Annotated in this window: 11 protein-coding genes and 2 pseudogenes; 12 read left to right on the forward strand and 1 reads right to left on the reverse strand. The window is 42.5% G+C overall.

Annotated elements, in window-relative coordinates; translation table 11 throughout:
• Position 1: 1 nt before the first annotated feature.
• The 12 genes and pseudogenes from B0182_RS03150 to B0182_RS03205 form a co-directional block, all read left to right on the forward strand.
• Positions 2-2,269 carry a prolyl oligopeptidase family serine peptidase gene (locus B0182_RS03150; protein ID WP_078273553.1) on the forward strand — a complete coding sequence of 756 codons (2,268 nt, stop codon included), beginning with the start codon at positions 2-4 and terminating at the stop codon, positions 2,267-2,269.
• Positions 2,270-2,373: 104 nt separating this feature from the next.
• Positions 2,374-4,626 (forward strand): TonB-dependent receptor domain-containing protein, encoded by a 2,253-nt coding sequence (locus B0182_RS03155; RefSeq protein WP_078273554.1) that lies wholly within the window; start codon positions 2,374-2,376, stop codon positions 4,624-4,626.
• Positions 4,626-5,585: an energy transducer TonB gene (locus B0182_RS03160; RefSeq protein WP_078273555.1), complete on the forward strand. Its 960-nt coding sequence runs from the start codon at positions 4,626-4,628 to the stop codon at positions 5,583-5,585. The genes B0182_RS03155 and B0182_RS03160 overlap by 1 nt, the downstream gene beginning before the upstream one ends.
• A gap of 121 nt (positions 5,586-5,706) precedes the next feature.
• The gene (locus B0182_RS03165; protein ID WP_078273556.1) at positions 5,707-6,834 is read left to right on the forward strand and encodes a ChuX/HutX family heme-like substrate-binding protein; all 1,128 of its coding nucleotides are present in this window, start codon (positions 5,707-5,709) and stop codon (positions 6,832-6,834) included.
• Between the two features lie 125 nt (positions 6,835-6,959).
• Entirely contained in the window at positions 6,960-7,754 is a 795-nt protein-coding gene (locus tag B0182_RS03170) for a heme/hemin ABC transporter substrate-binding protein (RefSeq protein WP_078273557.1), read from the forward strand.
• Positions 7,755-7,776: 22 nt separating this feature from the next.
• Positions 7,777-8,787, forward strand: coding sequence for a FecCD family ABC transporter permease (locus tag B0182_RS03175; protein WP_078273615.1), 1,011 nt, complete (start codon positions 7,777-7,779; stop codon positions 8,785-8,787).
• On the forward strand, positions 8,780-9,541 hold the full coding sequence (locus B0182_RS03180) for an ABC transporter ATP-binding protein (RefSeq protein WP_078273558.1): 762 nt from the start codon (positions 8,780-8,782) through the stop codon (positions 9,539-9,541). Before B0182_RS03175 ends, B0182_RS03180 begins: the two co-directional genes overlap by 8 nt.
• A gap of 130 nt (positions 9,542-9,671) precedes the next feature.
• Positions 9,672-10,461 (forward strand): annotated as a pseudogene (locus B0182_RS03185) (transposase family protein).
• 324 nt (positions 10,462-10,785) lie between these two features.
• On the forward strand, positions 10,786-11,847 hold the full coding sequence (locus B0182_RS03190) for a sulfate ABC transporter substrate-binding protein (RefSeq protein ID WP_078273559.1): 1,062 nt from the start codon (positions 10,786-10,788) through the stop codon (positions 11,845-11,847).
• A 157-nt stretch (positions 11,848-12,004) separates the two neighbouring features.
• Entirely contained in the window at positions 12,005-12,898 is an 894-nt protein-coding gene (cysT, locus tag B0182_RS03195; RefSeq protein WP_078273560.1) for a sulfate ABC transporter permease subunit CysT, read from the forward strand.
• A 250-nt stretch (positions 12,899-13,148) separates the two neighbouring features.
• Positions 13,149-14,000: a sulfate ABC transporter permease subunit CysW gene (gene cysW / locus B0182_RS03200; protein WP_078273561.1), complete on the forward strand. Its 852-nt coding sequence runs from the start codon at positions 13,149-13,151 to the stop codon at positions 13,998-14,000.
• A 112-nt stretch (positions 14,001-14,112) separates the two neighbouring features.
• Positions 14,113-14,826, forward strand: a pseudogene (locus tag B0182_RS03205) (sulfate/molybdate ABC transporter ATP-binding protein); the annotation flags it as partial.
• Positions 14,827-15,284: 458 nt separating this feature from the next.
• On the opposite strand, the gene adk reads toward B0182_RS03205, so the two are convergent.
• On the reverse strand, positions 15,285-15,938 hold the full coding sequence (gene adk, locus B0182_RS03210; RefSeq protein WP_078273563.1) for an adenylate kinase: 654 nt from the start codon (positions 15,936-15,938) through the stop codon (positions 15,285-15,287).
• Positions 15,939-15,964 lie beyond the last annotated feature (26 nt).

Consider the following 15,964-nt stretch of genomic DNA (forward strand, 5'->3'; position numbering starts at 1 on the left):
AATGACATTACAAAGTAATAAAAACAAGTGGTATTTTGCAATTTGGATGATGCTTGGCTTGGCAATTAACTCATTTGCTTTAGCAGGCGGACTGTCTGATGAGATGAAAAACTCCACAAACCAACATAGCATGTCTGACCATCGTGATAGCCCTATTTCTCCCCCTGATGTTGCCAAATATCCCACGCTTTATCAAGTACACGGTGAGCTTGTGGTTGATGATTATGCGTGGCTTTATGCTGATAGCGGTGAAAGAAACCGACTTATTGAACAAGAAAACGCCCACACCGCCCATCATCTTGACCGCTCACTCATAAACACCCTAAGTCAAGAAATCAAGAAGAGAAGTAAAGTAGGTGTATCAGATGAAATTTGGTTAGATGGTGGCATATTTTTTAAAAAAGATAATACATCTTTCCCCAAAGTGTTTATCAAAAGTCAAAATAAAAACAACCAAAATGTTTGGACGCTGCTTTTGGATACCAATGCCGAAAAACAAATGCTTGGTGTGGACACTTATCAGCTTGGCACGATAAAACCTGCACCCAATGCCGCTCACATTGCCATCAGCTATGATATCATCGGTAATGAAGTGTACGCTATTGATATTACGGATAAGACAGGTCGTGTCATTGATCGCTTGACAAAAACAGCTGGACAGGTGGTGTGGCTTAACCATGAGTATTTGGTGTATGTGAATGATTACCACAATCAGGTGTTACGCCACAAGCTCGGCACTTCCCAAAGCCAAGATGTGCCGATTTACCATAAACAAAATCAGCGGCTTGGTCTGTCTTTGGATAGTGCCAGCTCTGATGAGTTTGTTCTTTTGACGCTTGGTAACATGACTACTGCCCAAACTTTGTTTGCCAAACCAGAAGATTTGATACAGCAAGGTGAATTTACACCCTTTGGAGTGATAGAACAAGATCGTGAGTATTACTTAGAGCATTATCAAGGTAGATTTTATCTCAAACTCAGTGATCAAAATGGGGCGGCGCTATACGTTTTGACCCAAGATGATATGACAAAATGGCGACAAAATCAGCATCTGCCAAATCCGATTTTTATGCCAAATAAGAGAGCAACGTTGGAGAGTTTTGCTTTTGTCGGAGATTATCTGATTGTTAAGGTGCGGCAAGGGGGTGTGCACCAGATTTTTTATGCCAATGTCAATGATTTACGTTTTGACAAGCTCTATCATGTCATTGATAAAAAAGATAAAAATGAGCAACAGTTTGACAGCTCAATCTATGCTGGTGATCAGGTATGGCGATCGGTAAAATTTGACGACGAAGCTTATATGGTTTGGATAAAATCCAGTGGCTTTGATATCCAAGCAAACACCAATCCCCATCTGTTAAGATTGGGCTACACTTCACCGAGTACACCAAAAACTGTGCGATATTACGATCTGCTACATCACCAATTTGTGAATGTCGCTCAAACTCAAAAGGACTATCAAACCAAACGCTTATGGATTGCCAGCAAAGATGGTACAAAACTCCCCATTACTTTGGTGTACAAAACAGGTTTAACGCCTACAAAAGATACTCCTTTGTTGATTTATGGCTATGGAGCGTATGGATTTAGTCTTGATCCTGTTTATGGCAGTAGCTATATTTCTTTGTTGGACAGAGGATTTGTTTATGTGTTTGCTCACATTCGGGGTGGAGGCGAGCTTGGACAGGCGTGGCACAACGACGGTAAGCTTACTAAAAAACAAAACAGTTTTGATGATTTTGTTACCGTTACTAAAAGCTTACATCAACAAGGCTACGGTTCGCCTGCCAATACCTTTGCAATGGGAGAAAGTGCAGGAGGTCTTGTTGTTGCTAACGTCTGTACTACCCACCCTGAGCTTTATAAGGCATGTGTTATGCAAGTGCCGTTTTTGGATGTTTTGTCCAACTACCATCAAGGCAAAACAGACGATGAAGACCAGTATTCAGAGTGGGGCGACCCAAGTATGGTAAGTGATTATCGCACCATTGCCCATTATAATCCTTATACCAATTTGACAGTGAAGCATTATCCTAACATGCTAATCATCGCTCATCGCCAAGATGCAAGAGTAAATTTCGTGGACAGTTTGAAGTTTATTGCCAAGATTAGGGCGTATCAAATTGATAACAACCATAGCTTACACTTAATTGCCATCAAAGACGGCGGACATAGTGGTACAGGACAAAATAGTCGTGTCGCTAATAATGCCATGGCATATGCATTTATCTTGCAGCAATGCAGTTCTTGCCAGACCTTAGAATAAAAAATCACTTACCTTAAACCTGTCAAGCCAATTTTTTGCTATCCAAAGCACGGTTTAAGGTAAATCAAAAATCAATAAACCTAACCTAAATTTAGGAGTTTAAAATGTCAACATCTCCCATTGTTTTTCAAAAAACGAAGCTTGCTTTATGTCTATCAGTAGTTTTTTGTGTAACTGCGTACGCTGACAATGAATTGGTATTAGAAGAAGTTACCATCAGTGCCAAGCAAACCATCAATAAAAAACCCTTTACTACCTCCCAAGCGATTACGAGTATTGACAAAGAGACGATTGACCGTTCGGTAACAGGGCTTGACAGCGTAGTGCGATCTACTGCAGGGGCGTTTACCAGCATGGATACCCCACAAGGCACGCTCAATGTCAATGTGCGGGGCATGACAGGCTTTGGACGAGTAAATACGATGATAGACGGCGTACCACAAACCTTGTTTGGAGTAACAGCGACGAGTGAAGGTGAAGGTGGGTTTCACACTTCACCGCCATCCAGTAGCACTTTTGGAGCGGTCATTGACAGCAATTTTTTGGTAGGAGCAGACATCAGTCGTGGCGGACAGGGTGGCTCGCACGGCACCAATGCTTTGATGGGTAGTGTCAATTTTAGAACAATAGGTGTTGATGATATTATCCAAGATGATAAAAACTGGGGAGTATTGAACAAATATACCTACGGCACAAACAAACTTGGACACAATGCAATGTTGGCAGGAGCGGTAAAAGGCGAATTATCTGCAGGAGGATCGCTTGGCATAATGCTGGCGACCAGTGGTGCAAACAAATCCACAGATTATAAACGAGGCGATGGTAAACTTGCTAGCCATAACGATTATGTCATTTCAAAAGTGCAAAAACCACGATCTTATCTGGCAAAATTGGAATATCAACCAAGCGACATGCACAGTTTTATCTTGTCAGGACGAGATTATCGCACCAACATCGGTGGGCGACAGCTGAATAATAACGCTTATGGCGTAGACTACTACTTTACACCCGACAATCGTCTTGTGGATTTAGCGTTTAAGGCTAATACCACAGCAACAACTCAATCTATGAACCGTACTGCCAAGTATCAAACACTTGAAAATGCTGTCGCTAAAAACCGCTCTAACTATTTTGATCTAAGTAACATCAGTCGCTTTGACGGAAATTTTGGTAAGTTGACGAGTCGTTATGGTGTGTCCTTTTTGACCAATGATTATAGTCGCACAGCAGTTGCTGACAATGAAGATAGTTACAATTACACCCCTTTCTCACCGACAGGCAAACAAACCATCAAAAGCGTATACATGGACAACACCTTTGAAAAAGGCAGGTTTGGAATGGACTTATCATTGACCTATGCTGATTCCGAATTTGAAGGCTTTAAGCCTGCTTGTGGCACGGAGGGAGGTGTGCAGGTGCCTTGTTTTCCAATCGGTGAAGCAGTCGTTTCCAATCGCTCCAAAGACGTCAATGGTAAAATCGCCCTGTCCTATCAGGTTACTGATTGGTTTATGCCTTTTGTGAGCTATGCTCGCACCAGTCGCATGCCTAACATTCAAGAAGTGTTTTTTAACAATCAGGGTGGCGGATCCATGAATCCATTCTTAAAGCCTGAAAAAGCCGATATCAAAGAAGTAGGTTTTAACATTTTTAAGCACGGAATACTCGCGGACAGCGATACTTTTGGGTTAAAGGCAACCTATTTCCATAGCAAAATTAAAGATTATATTCATGCCCAAACATTCTACCTTAGAACCGATGGCAAGCTAACAAATGACATTAATGATGATATCGTCGGATTTAATGCGCCCATTTCTGTTAACTCTCTAGAACCTGTTACATCAAAAGGCGTGGAATTGATGGCAAATTATGATACAGGCAGGTATTTTGCAAACTTATCCTACACTCACGCTAAGTCTGACCAACCTGTCAATATAAATTCAGGACATCATGACTTTGGTTTTACAGGGGGCGGTACAGATCGTTTGCCAACCGATTATTGGACGGCAGAAGTCGGAACTCGTGCGTTCAATAACAAGTTATCATTGTCAGCACAGGTTAATTACTATGGTAAAAATGCTCGCTTAAACCCTGACTATATAAGCTTAACAGGCGAAGAGCAGCTACAAAAAATGCCCAAAAATCCAATCATTACCAATTTGTTTGCTCATTATCAAGTTAATCAAGATTTAACTTTGAGAGCAGGAATAGAAAACGTCTTTGATAAACTTTATATTCACCCTTTAAATAGTCAAAACAGCAATTACAGCCAACTTGACGACAATGGCGAACCAACCTTATTTACCAACTACGCAAGGGGTAGAACAGCGACAATTGGCTTAGAGTATCGGTTTTGATGATAGAGAAAGGATTGACCAACTCCCAAAAAGGGGTAGTGTGGTGCTTAGTCGTTGCAGGGCATAGTTTAGCGGTGTGGGGTCTTTTATGGACAAAAGTGCCACAGTTGCCAAGTGCTGTGGTTACTCCTTTACAGGTAGAATGGATTGAACTTGCCAATCTAGCCACGCCTGCAACACCGACAAATCAAACCAGATTGGATAATGCCAATCCACCCAAATCTGACCCAAAACCTGAACAGACATCAGTTTTGATAAAGAAACCGATAAAAAAATCGGTTGAACAACCAATCAAACAATCGGTTCAAAAAACCAAGCCAGCACCCAAAACAAAAATAGAGACAACCCCAATCACAGGCAATCAAACACCAGACCAGGCAAAAAATACGTGGACGATACAAGCTCATGATTCTTTTTCAGAAGAACAGCCAACCAACCAACCAGAACAAAAAACGACAAACGCCGAACAGGACAATGCCAAAGATGACAATAAACAGAGTGATAATGCCAAGCAAGGTGTTGGTAATCAAAGCAGTGAAAAGGATAATAAAGCAGATAGCTCCAAAATATCAAGTAGTCATGTTGGAAGTGGCAAAAACAATCACAGTAACACAGGATCATCAAGTGATAATACCAATCAGGCCAAGTCAAATGCTCTAGAACAAAGTTGGGCTGCCAAAGTGCGAGTCAAAATTGAAAAAAATCTTGATTATCCAGAAGAGGCACTTTCTAAAAAATGGAGTGGAAAACCCACGCTCAAAATTACCATTGACAAGACAGGGCGTGTGTTATCGGCAAGTGTTGCCAAAAGCAGTGGAAAAAGCATTCTGGATAAGGAGGCAATAGCCACTGCACAAAGAGCTTCCCCTTTGCCTGCACCGCCTGATGAAATTATGAGAGGAGAGTCTAGCAGGAGTTTTATAATTCCTGTGCGATTTGATTTAAAAAGCCATCGCTAAGTAAAGAGAGGATCAATGTCAAGATATTAATAGAGATTTACCTTTAAGCAAGTCATGAGAGTGAGTTATCATTCATTCTTAAAAGTTAAACCTTGGATTTATCCAACGCTAGGAGAACCTGATGAAAACCGACAAATTTTTATTAAACAGCACCGCCCCAAAAGTGGCAAGCATCACTTTGGAGCCTTTTCAAAAAAATACCACGCTTTGGCAAACTTATCAAGCCAAAAAAGCTGACACGCCCATGCTTTTCCCTACTGAAGGGGCAAAACTGCTAGGTGTGAGTGAGTTTGAATTGCTGTTGTCATCACCAAACAGCGTTTATCTTGGGAGCGATTGCCGTCCCATGCTGTTGCGATTACATGAATTGGGTCAAGTGGAAAATATTGTCCGCAATGAATTTGCTGTTCATGAAAAAACAGGACAGTTTTTAGGTTTGGAACTTGGACAAACGATGGGAATGGCGTTGAATCAAGGCGGTTTAGATTTGCGAGTGTTTTTAAATCATTTTAAGTTTATGCTTGCTATTGTGGCTACGGACGATAAACCCAGCTATCAAATTGCGTTTTTTGATGAATTTGGGCAAGCGGTAGATAAGGTGTTTTTAAATCCCATCACTGATGAAAAAATCACCCTTTGGCAAACCCTGACCGCCGATTTTGCTAAAACGGTTCAAAAGACATCAATAGAGGTTTTATACCCTGAAATACAAGGTAATTGGCAGGTCAAACATCTTGATGAGAATCAAAAAGCAGACTTTCACCATGATTGGTTGGCGATGACTGACATTCATCAATTTTATAAAATTTTATCCACGTATCAATTAGATCGCCAAAGTAGCTATGTAAACGCTCCTTCAAACTACACCAAACGCCTAAATCCAAAAGTTTTAGAGTCTTTGTTGAGTCGTGCGAGCGAACAGGCGTTACCGTTGATGATTTTTGTGGGCAATACTGGTATGGTGCAAATTTATGCAGGTACGATCAAGAATATCAAAAAAATAGGGCATTGGCTGAATATCATGGATAAAAAATACAGTCAATTTACATTGCATCTCAATGATAAGATGGTTGAAAGTGTATGGTGGATCAGACGCCCACATTCGGACGGTTATACGATTGCCTTAGAGGGTTTTGATAAGCATGGTAATAGCATCATTACCATTTTTGGCGAACGTACCGAAGGACAAAAACAAGATCCTAATTGGCAAGTTTTTGCCGAAGCACTGGCAGCAGAATTTGCATATTAATACTTAACTTATCATTTAAGCTAAATGACCAGTTTATTATGATGGATTGTTCTTTGCTTTAATCAAGGATTGTACAAAAACTAAGCTTGGTACAAACAGAATATTCTATTTTGAGGAGAAATGCTATGAAATTATTTGTAAAGAGTTTGTTGGTTGGGGTAGTTTTTACTACTACCCTTGCCAATGCTTATGAGCGTATCGTGGTATTAAGTGGTGATGTGGGCGATATTGTTACTGCATTGGGTGATGCCAAAAAAGTGGTGGGACGAGACAATACGAACAGAAATCCTGCCTTAGCTCATGCCAAATCTATCGGAACACATAGAAATCTGACACCTGAACCGATTGTTGCCTTAAAACCTGATCTGGTTCTTGGTAGTTATATGGTGCAACCACCTACTTTATATAAACGCTTAAACAGTTTAAAGATCAAGGCGGTTAATGTTGCCCCTACCGAGAGTGCGACGGATTATATCAAAGCGATCACCACAATCGGTCAATATTTAGGTAAAGAGCAACAAGCAAAAAAATTATCAAGCAGATGGCAACAGGGTATGGCTACCAAAAAATCAACAAAGGTTCGCTATTTGTTGAGTTACGACGGACGTATTGTAGCAGGTAAAGGCACGGTGGGCGATGAACTGATTAAACGAGCAGGTGGTGTGAATGCAGTAAACATTCAAGGATTAAAGCCACTTTCTCGTGAAGGTTGGCTCGCCGCCAAAGCCGATGTCATCATTATCGCTAAGCACAACCAAGCCACGCTTGGAACGATCAGTGAATTTATCAAACGCCCAGAGATTTCGGCAAACCCTGCCGCCAAAAAAGGTAAAGTATATTATTGGCCTGCTAATGACTTTTTAAGATATGGACTTGATAGTCCAGAAATCGTGAGCAAACTGCATGCTTTGGCAAAATGATCGCCTTGATAAGCTAATAACGATGGCAAAGTTTTTTAACAAATCACCCCTAATCTCTTTGGTGCATGTCAGTATTGGTGTTTTACTGATTGGACTGGTGATATTTTTGGCATTAGGGGTGGGGTTTGGCACTTGGGAGAATCCCTTGCGAATGGATGAGATTGCTTGGCAGATTCGCTACCCACGTATTTTGACCGCCTTATTGGTGGGCTTGTGCTTATCGGTGGGTGGTTCGGCATTACAAGCTTTATTCCAAAATCCCTTAGCCGACCCTAGCTTGATTGGCACTTCTGGTGGTGCAGCGTTGGGTGTGGTATTTGTCTTGTCGTTGGATCTTGGTGAGATGTCTTTTCTGGGTCTTGATTTGGCAGGTATTGGTGTATCGCTTTTTGCCTTTTTGGGAGCGATGAGTGTTTGTGGGCTGATTTTATTATTTTATCGTCTGTTTGGTGGTGGTCAGGTAGGGTTGCTCATTTTGGGATTTGTGATGAGTGCATTTTGTGGAGCATTGGTCAGTTTGGTTTTGTTCATGTCGGATGATTTGACTTTGCGGTCGGCGACTAATTGGCTGTCTGGATCTATGGCGGAGGCGGGCTTTGTGCCATTTTCCTATGTGCTTGTTGCAATCGGTTTTGGACTTGTGATTTTATTGCCAATGGGACGCAAGCTAGATATTTTAATGCTCGGTGAAAAAACCGCCATTTCTATGGGGCAAGATGTTGGTAAGATTCGCCTTTTGACGGTCATTGGTGCAGCACTTTTAACTGCTTCGGCGGTGGCATTAGCGGGTGTGATTGGATTTATTGGCATGATGATTCCAAATTTGCTGGCCTATGCATGGGGCGGATCTCGCACACGACTCATGATAGGCTCTGGAGTACTAGGGGCAGTAGCAATGCTTATTATTGATACGGTTGCACGTTTCTTGACTTATCCTGTTGATGTACCTGTCGGTATTGTGTTAGCACTCATTGGCTCACCGTTCTTTATATGGATTTTCATCAAAACCAATCAAAGAGGCAATCGTGGCTGAACTTTTTACCCTGCAAAATTTGACAATCAAAACCGCTCAAAAAACTTTACTTAACATTCCAAATCTTGTGGTTCCACAAGGTAAATTGGTCAGTCTAATTGGAGCAAATGGGGCGGGAAAATCTACGCTGTTAAGTGCTTTATTGGGACAGACGGACAGTGCTACATTAAGTGGAAAAATTTTGTGTCAAAACCGTCCGATTGACAGCGTGATTAAAGAAGGTCAAATTGCTTTGGTAGGGCAGCATGAATATTTTGAGTTACCTTTGACGACATTGGAATATGCCTTGCTTGGTGTTGCACCCCAACTAGCATGGTATCAGCAACCAAACCAAAATGATACTAAAAAAGCATTGGCACTCCTAAGTAGTTTTGAACTTGACACTTTTGCCCATAAACGCATCACGAGCTTGTCTGGGGGAGAACGTCAACGTCTTGCGATTGTACGAGCGTTGATGCAAGACACACAAATTTTACTTCTTGACGAACCTACTAATCATTTAGATATCAAGCATGAGCGGGCATTGTTTGTATATTTAAGAAACCTAGTAAAACAAAAACAAAAAAGTCTCGTGGTGGTTTTACATAATTTAACCTATGCTTACCGATACAGTGATGAGATTATTGCCTTAAAAGCAGGCGAGCTTGTCGCTCAGGGCGTGCCAGACATGGTAATGAATGAGACAGTACTCGCCACACTTTATGACACGCCCATCAGACGTTATCATACCGACGATGGGGTGATGATTGGATAGTTGGGTTGGTTTTAAAATAAGTGCACTCATAACTGTACGATAACGAAATAATGTATTTATAAAAAAGCGTCATTATTTTCATGTTTTAAGTAGACCTCCTGCAAAACCCTTCCTATGCTAAAATACCCCAATGAACTACGAAGCATTCACACACTTATCTGATGAAAAGTTTAAACGCTTAATTGGTGTTAAGCGAGAAGTCTTTAACAACATGCTTGCTTGTTTAGAGCAAGCACAAGCTAGCATACATCAAAGAGGTGGTAGAAAACTCAAAATTGGCATGCCCAATTTGTTAACGGCAACCTTGCAGTATTTTAAAGAATATCGCACCTATGAGCAGATAGCCGCTGACTTTGGCATCCATGAAAGCACCCTTATCCGTAAAAGCCATTGGATTGAAGACACACTAAGCAAGCAAGGCTTTGCTATTGTCGCCCAAACACCCACCAAAGATGACATTGCAATTGTGGATGTGAGCGAAGTGCGTGTTAATCGTCTCAAAAAACCAAGCATTGATGTATTCTGGCAAGAAAAAGTATCATACCGCAAAGGTGCAATGTATCATCGATCACCACAAGGTCATCTTACAAGTAGACACCAGCATCATTTAAATGCATGACTTTAAGCTCTTTAAGCGAACAAACCCAAATTTAACAAAGGCTAAGTTTATCCTAGCAGACAGTGGTTATCAAGGCATAAAACACATACATGCTAATGCCTTTACGCCACTAAAAGCAACCAAAAAATACCCATTAGTACAAGAAGCCAAAGATTATAACGCATTATTGTCTAAAACACGGGTGAAAGTAGAACATATCTTTGCCAAGTTTTAAGCCTTTAAAATGTTCTTAACCACCTATCGTAAATCATTGGCAAGATTTGAACTTAGGGTAAAGCTCGTGTTTGGGTGGATTGGGTAGTTTTGCAGGGGGTCTATTAATTCTAACATATTCATACAATAAAACAATATAAATTTTTAGCTCCAGTTCAAAAGCACGCTATCAAGAAAGTCATTCGTGGTGAGCTATGCCTGCCCACGATGGTTTTCCTGCTCGCAAGCAGTCTCAGAGCGAACAGAAAATCTAGTTTGGCATATTTTTTAGACTGCTACCATATTTTCAATCCCATTTCCCCGCCATAAATTCCCAAACTGAATAACGATTTCCCATTTTTATGTTAATCATTTTAAGCATTATATTTTACAATAACTCATCTTTTTAACTTGTTTTGATTTGGACTATCTCATGAAAACCGCCCTTTTACCCCTAAGCCTTACCTTATCTGCCCTTGTCCTAACTGCCTGTGGGGGCGATAACCAAACTGCCGACAACAAAGCCACAACAGGCAACACAAGCGGTCAAGTGGAGCTGTTAAACGTGTCCTATGACGTGGCACGGGATTTTTATAAGGATTATAATCCCATTTTTATCAAGCATTATCAAAGCGTAAATCCTGACATCAAGGTCAATATCAAACAGTCGCATGGCGGGTCAAGCAAGCAAGCCCTATCGGTCAAAAATGGACTAGAAGCGGACGTGGTTACGATGAATCAAGGCTCGGACGTGGAACTACTTGCCGAGGGTCAGCTTGTGGACGGCAAATGGCGACAGAACCTGCCTAATAATGCCATTCCTTTTACCAGTACGATTGTCTTTATCGTGCGAGACGGCAACCCTAAGGGCATAAAAGACTGGGCGGATTTGGCGACAGACGGCAAAGAGATTATCATCGCCAACCCAAAAACGTCAGGCAACGGTCGCTATGCGTTCTTGGGGGCGTACGGCTACGGGCTACACGCCTTTAATAAGGACGAAGCCAAAACGCATGAGTTTGTCAAGGGCTTACTGGGTAACGTTAAAGTCTTTGAAAATGGCGGACGAGCGGCAACCACGACATTTGCCCAACGTCAGATAGGAGACGCACTAATTACCTTTGAAAATGAAGCCAACGTCATCAAAGAAAAATTTGGCAATATCCAAATCATCTACCCAAGCTATACCATCAATGCCGAAAACCCTGTGGCGGTGGTGGACGCAGTTAGTGCCAAAAAAGGTACGACAGACGTGGCAAAAGCCTACCTAGAATACCTATACAGCGATGAAGGACAGGAACTTGCGCTCAAGTATTTCTTACGTCCAAGCAATCCCGACATTCTTGCCAAGCACGCTGATAAATTCCCCCAAATGCAGACCTTTTTCCCCAATGATGTATTTGGCGATTGGCAGTCTATCATGACGACTTATTTTAAAGAAGGTGGCGTATACGACACATTGGCAGTGGGGGCGACAGGGCAAGTGGCACAATAACCCAAACAGCATTTATGACTTAAGCCCGTCCATGTACGGGCTTTTTTATGCCAGTTTTGCATAAATCCCAAAACCGAAAATTCATATTCCTTTTTGTCAGTATCATAATTTTGCCAATCTTTTAAAATAAGCCTACCATTTTTACACACAAGATACCATGACACACACCACACCAACCACACCGACTGCCCCCGTCCGCAACAAGCAAAGACGTATCATGCCGTTTTTTGGGCTAAGTCTGGGTGTGAGCGTGCTTGCGTTGTCGCTACTGGTTGTTTTGCCGTTTGTCATGATGATTTTGACCACGCTTGGCATGGGTTTTGGCGAGATTGTCAGCACCATAAAAGAGCCACAGGTTTTTTATGCCATTAAATTATCCCTATCCATGGCGATTTTGGCGACCTTGACCAACCTAGTCTTTGGCACGCTCATCGCTTGGGTGCTGGTGCGGTATGACTTTTGGGGCAAGTCGTTCATCAACGCCCTTGTGGATTTGCCTTTTGCCCTGCCGACTGCGGTTACAGGCATTTCACTTGCCACGCTCTACGCCCCCACAGGGTTGTTCGGACAAGTGTTTGCCAAACTTGGTATGGCTACCACAGGCGAGCCGATACGCATTGCCTTTACGCCCATTGGCATTTGGCTGGCTTTGGTGGTGGTGTCGTTTCCTTTTATCGTGCGAGCGGTGCAACCTGTGCTTGCCGAGCTTTCGGTAGAGTTTGAAGAAGCATCTGCCGTCATGGGGGCGAGCCGTTTGACGACTTTTGTCAAGGTCATCCTGCCCGAGATTGCCCCTGCCATGCTCATCGGTTCGGGTATGATGTTTGCCCGTGCCACAGGCGAGTATGGGTCGGTGATTTTTATCGCAGGCAACATTCCTATGCAATCAGAAATCCTACCGCTTATCATCGTCTCAAAATTGGAGCAATTTGACGTGGCGGGTGCGTCCTGCGTGGCACTATTTATGCTCCTTGTGTCGCTTGTGGTGCTATTTGCAATTAACTTTGCCCAATGGAAATTATCATCACGGCTTGGGGCAAAAACGAATTAAAATGAATTTATTGTTAAAGATAAATTTAATATAAAACACATGGTAATTTAATTATTTTTTTTAAAAATGGTTAATTAAATTTTGGAGAAATTTATTATCTTGGGCGAATAAATTGCCCCTACACGTCCAATTTAAAATATGTATTTATTTAATCATAATTTAAAATTGCAAATTGCAAAAAGTAAATTATCATTTTGCATTTACCCAATTTTTAAAACCCATTTAAACCCAAACCCAACACGGAAATAACATGGCAACCCAATCCACCTACGACTACCAAAACCACCCCGCCACCAAAGACCCTACATGGGTCAAATACACACTCATCGCTTTGGCGGTGTCGTTTATGGCGGTCATGCTCGTTGTGCCACTGATTGCCGTGTTTTATGAAGCCCTAAAAGACGGCGTAAGTACCTATCTGTCCGCCCTTACCGACCCTGACGCACTGCACGCCATTAAGCTCACCTTAATCACCACCGCCATTGTCCTGCCTATCAATACCGTGATTGGCGTAGCGTTAGCATACCTGATTACTCGGCACAAATTTCGGGGCAAATTTATCATCACCACCTTGCTGGATTTACCCTTTGCGGTGTCGCCTGTCGTGGCGGGCTTGATGTTTGTGCTACTGTTTGGGGCAAATACACTCATCGGCTCGTTTTTTGAGAGCCTAGGCATAAAAATCATCTTTGCCACCACAGGCATTGTGCTTGCCACGCTGTTTGTAACCTTTCCCTTTATTGCCCGAGAGATTATTCCGCTCATGCAGTCCATTGGCGATAGCGAAGAAGAAGCAAGTCTCACACTTGGGGCGAACGGCTGGCAGATGTTTTGGCATGTTACCCTGCCCAATATCAAATGGGCGTTGCTCTACGGCATTATCCTAACCAACGCTCGGGCAATGGGCGAGTTTGGGGCGGTGTCGGTCGTGTCGGGGCATATTCGAGGCGAGACGAACACCATGCCACTGCTCATTGAGATTGCCTATAACGAATATGCCTTTACCACCGCTTTTGCCCTGTCAAGCCTGCTTGCCTTGCTTGCTCTTGTTACCCTTGGGGTGCAAAATATAATGAGTCGTAAAAAGGTTGGGCGAAGTTAAGTTTTTTAATTTGTTTAAATTGGATTTTTAATTAAAATTTAGGTAAACCAATTACCATTTATCAAATATTTTTAACTTGTAAAATCAATTCATCATCAACACGGATACCACCATGAGCATTGATATTAAAAACATTCATAAACGCTTTGGCGAATTTACCGCCTTAAATGACGTAAGTTTTTCGGTCAATTCTGGCGAACTTGCCACGCTACTTGGACCATCAGGCTGTGGTAAAACCACCTTACTGCGGATTATTGCAGGGCTGGAGACGTCGGACACAGGGCGGATTTATTTTGACGGCACGGACGTAACCGACACGCCCGTGCAACAGCGTGGGATAGGCTTTGTTTTTCAAAACTACGCCCTATTTCGCCACAAAACAGTCGCCCAAAACATCGCTTTTGGCTTAGAGCTACTGCCCAAACACCAACGTCCCACAGGGGGCGAGATTGATAAGCGAGTGGCACAGCTTCTTGATTTGATTCAACTTCCCCGCACCAAAGACCGCTATCCGCATGAGCTGTCGGGCGGTCAGCGTCAGCGTGTGGCATTGGCTCGGGCGATTGCCACAAACCCCAAGCTACTTCTTCTTGATGAGCCGTTTGGGGCGCTGGACGCCAAAGTGCGTAAAGAGCTACGCACGTCCCTACGCCAAATCCAAAAGGACATTGGCATCACGTCCATCATGGTAACGCACGACCAAGAAGAAGCGGTTGCCGTGTCGGACACCATTGTCATTATGAATCATGGTGTGGTGGAGCAACTGGGCAAGCCTGATGAGCTATTTGCCCGTCCTAATAGCGAATTTGTGGTGGATTTTTTGGGGCTTTAAAACATCATTCTATTTAGCTGATTAAATGGTGCGTATTACGCCCTACCGCCAATGGGTGTGTTTTGACTTTAAATGATAATATAAAAACCACCTTGTAAATATTTTAAGATTATGTTAAATAAACTAAACATAAAAAATACGCCCCATTGGACGTGCTTTTAGGGCGTGCCTGCCTTTGGTATTTGCAATGAAAAATGCCTGTTAAAAAAGCAGGGAAATCGCCCGTTTTTCAAAGAAAAACTTGAGACTGATAGTTATTCCATCAAGCAAGTTTTCGCCTTCGAGCCACAATCCGACCACTTAATTTTAAAAATTAAGTAAAAAATCTTAAAATTTACACAGTTAAGTGGTCGGATAGCCATTTTTCATGCAAAAATCGATAAAAACGTTAAATTTTCATCTTATTTTATAAAATGTTATCAATGGCAGGCACGCCCTACTAGTTAATGAAATCAACCTTTTAACACCGCAAAAATCTGCTCTTTGACCGTATCAATGGCTTGGGTGCCGTCAAACTGATGATAAGACGGAGCATGCTCGCCCGACTGAGCCACCGCTTGATAATGACCCACGAGCGTGACAGTTTGGGTGTGATAGACTGACAGGCGGTCTCTGACGACTTCTTCTTTGTCGTCATCACGCTGTACCAACTCTTCGCCCGTTACGTCATCTTTTCCGTCCACTTTTGGCGGATTGTGAATGATGTGATAAGTACGACCTGATGGCAAATGGGCTCTGCGACCTGACATACGGCTGACAATCTCATCATCAGGCACGCTAATCTCAATAACATAATCAATGTCCACGCCTGCATTTGCCAGTGCTTCGGCTTGGGCAATGGTGCGTGGAAAACCGTCAAAAATACAGCCATTAGCACAATCAGGCTCGGCTAGGCGGTCTTTGACCAGATTAATGATAAGCTCATCAGAGACCAACTGACCTCTATCCATCACGCTTTTGGCAAGCTTGCCAAGTTTCGTGCCGTTTTTAATGGCAGAGCGAAGCATGTCGCCTGTGGAAATTTGGGGAATGTTAAATTCCTTTGAAATGAACTGAGCTTGTGTGCCTTTGCCTGCCCCTGGGGGACCTAATAAAATAATACGCATGAGTACGCTCCAATGAATCTGAGATA

It is taken from the genome of Moraxella bovis (assembly GCF_002014975.1).
Lineage (GTDB): Bacteria > Pseudomonadota > Gammaproteobacteria > Pseudomonadales > Moraxellaceae > Moraxella > Moraxella bovis.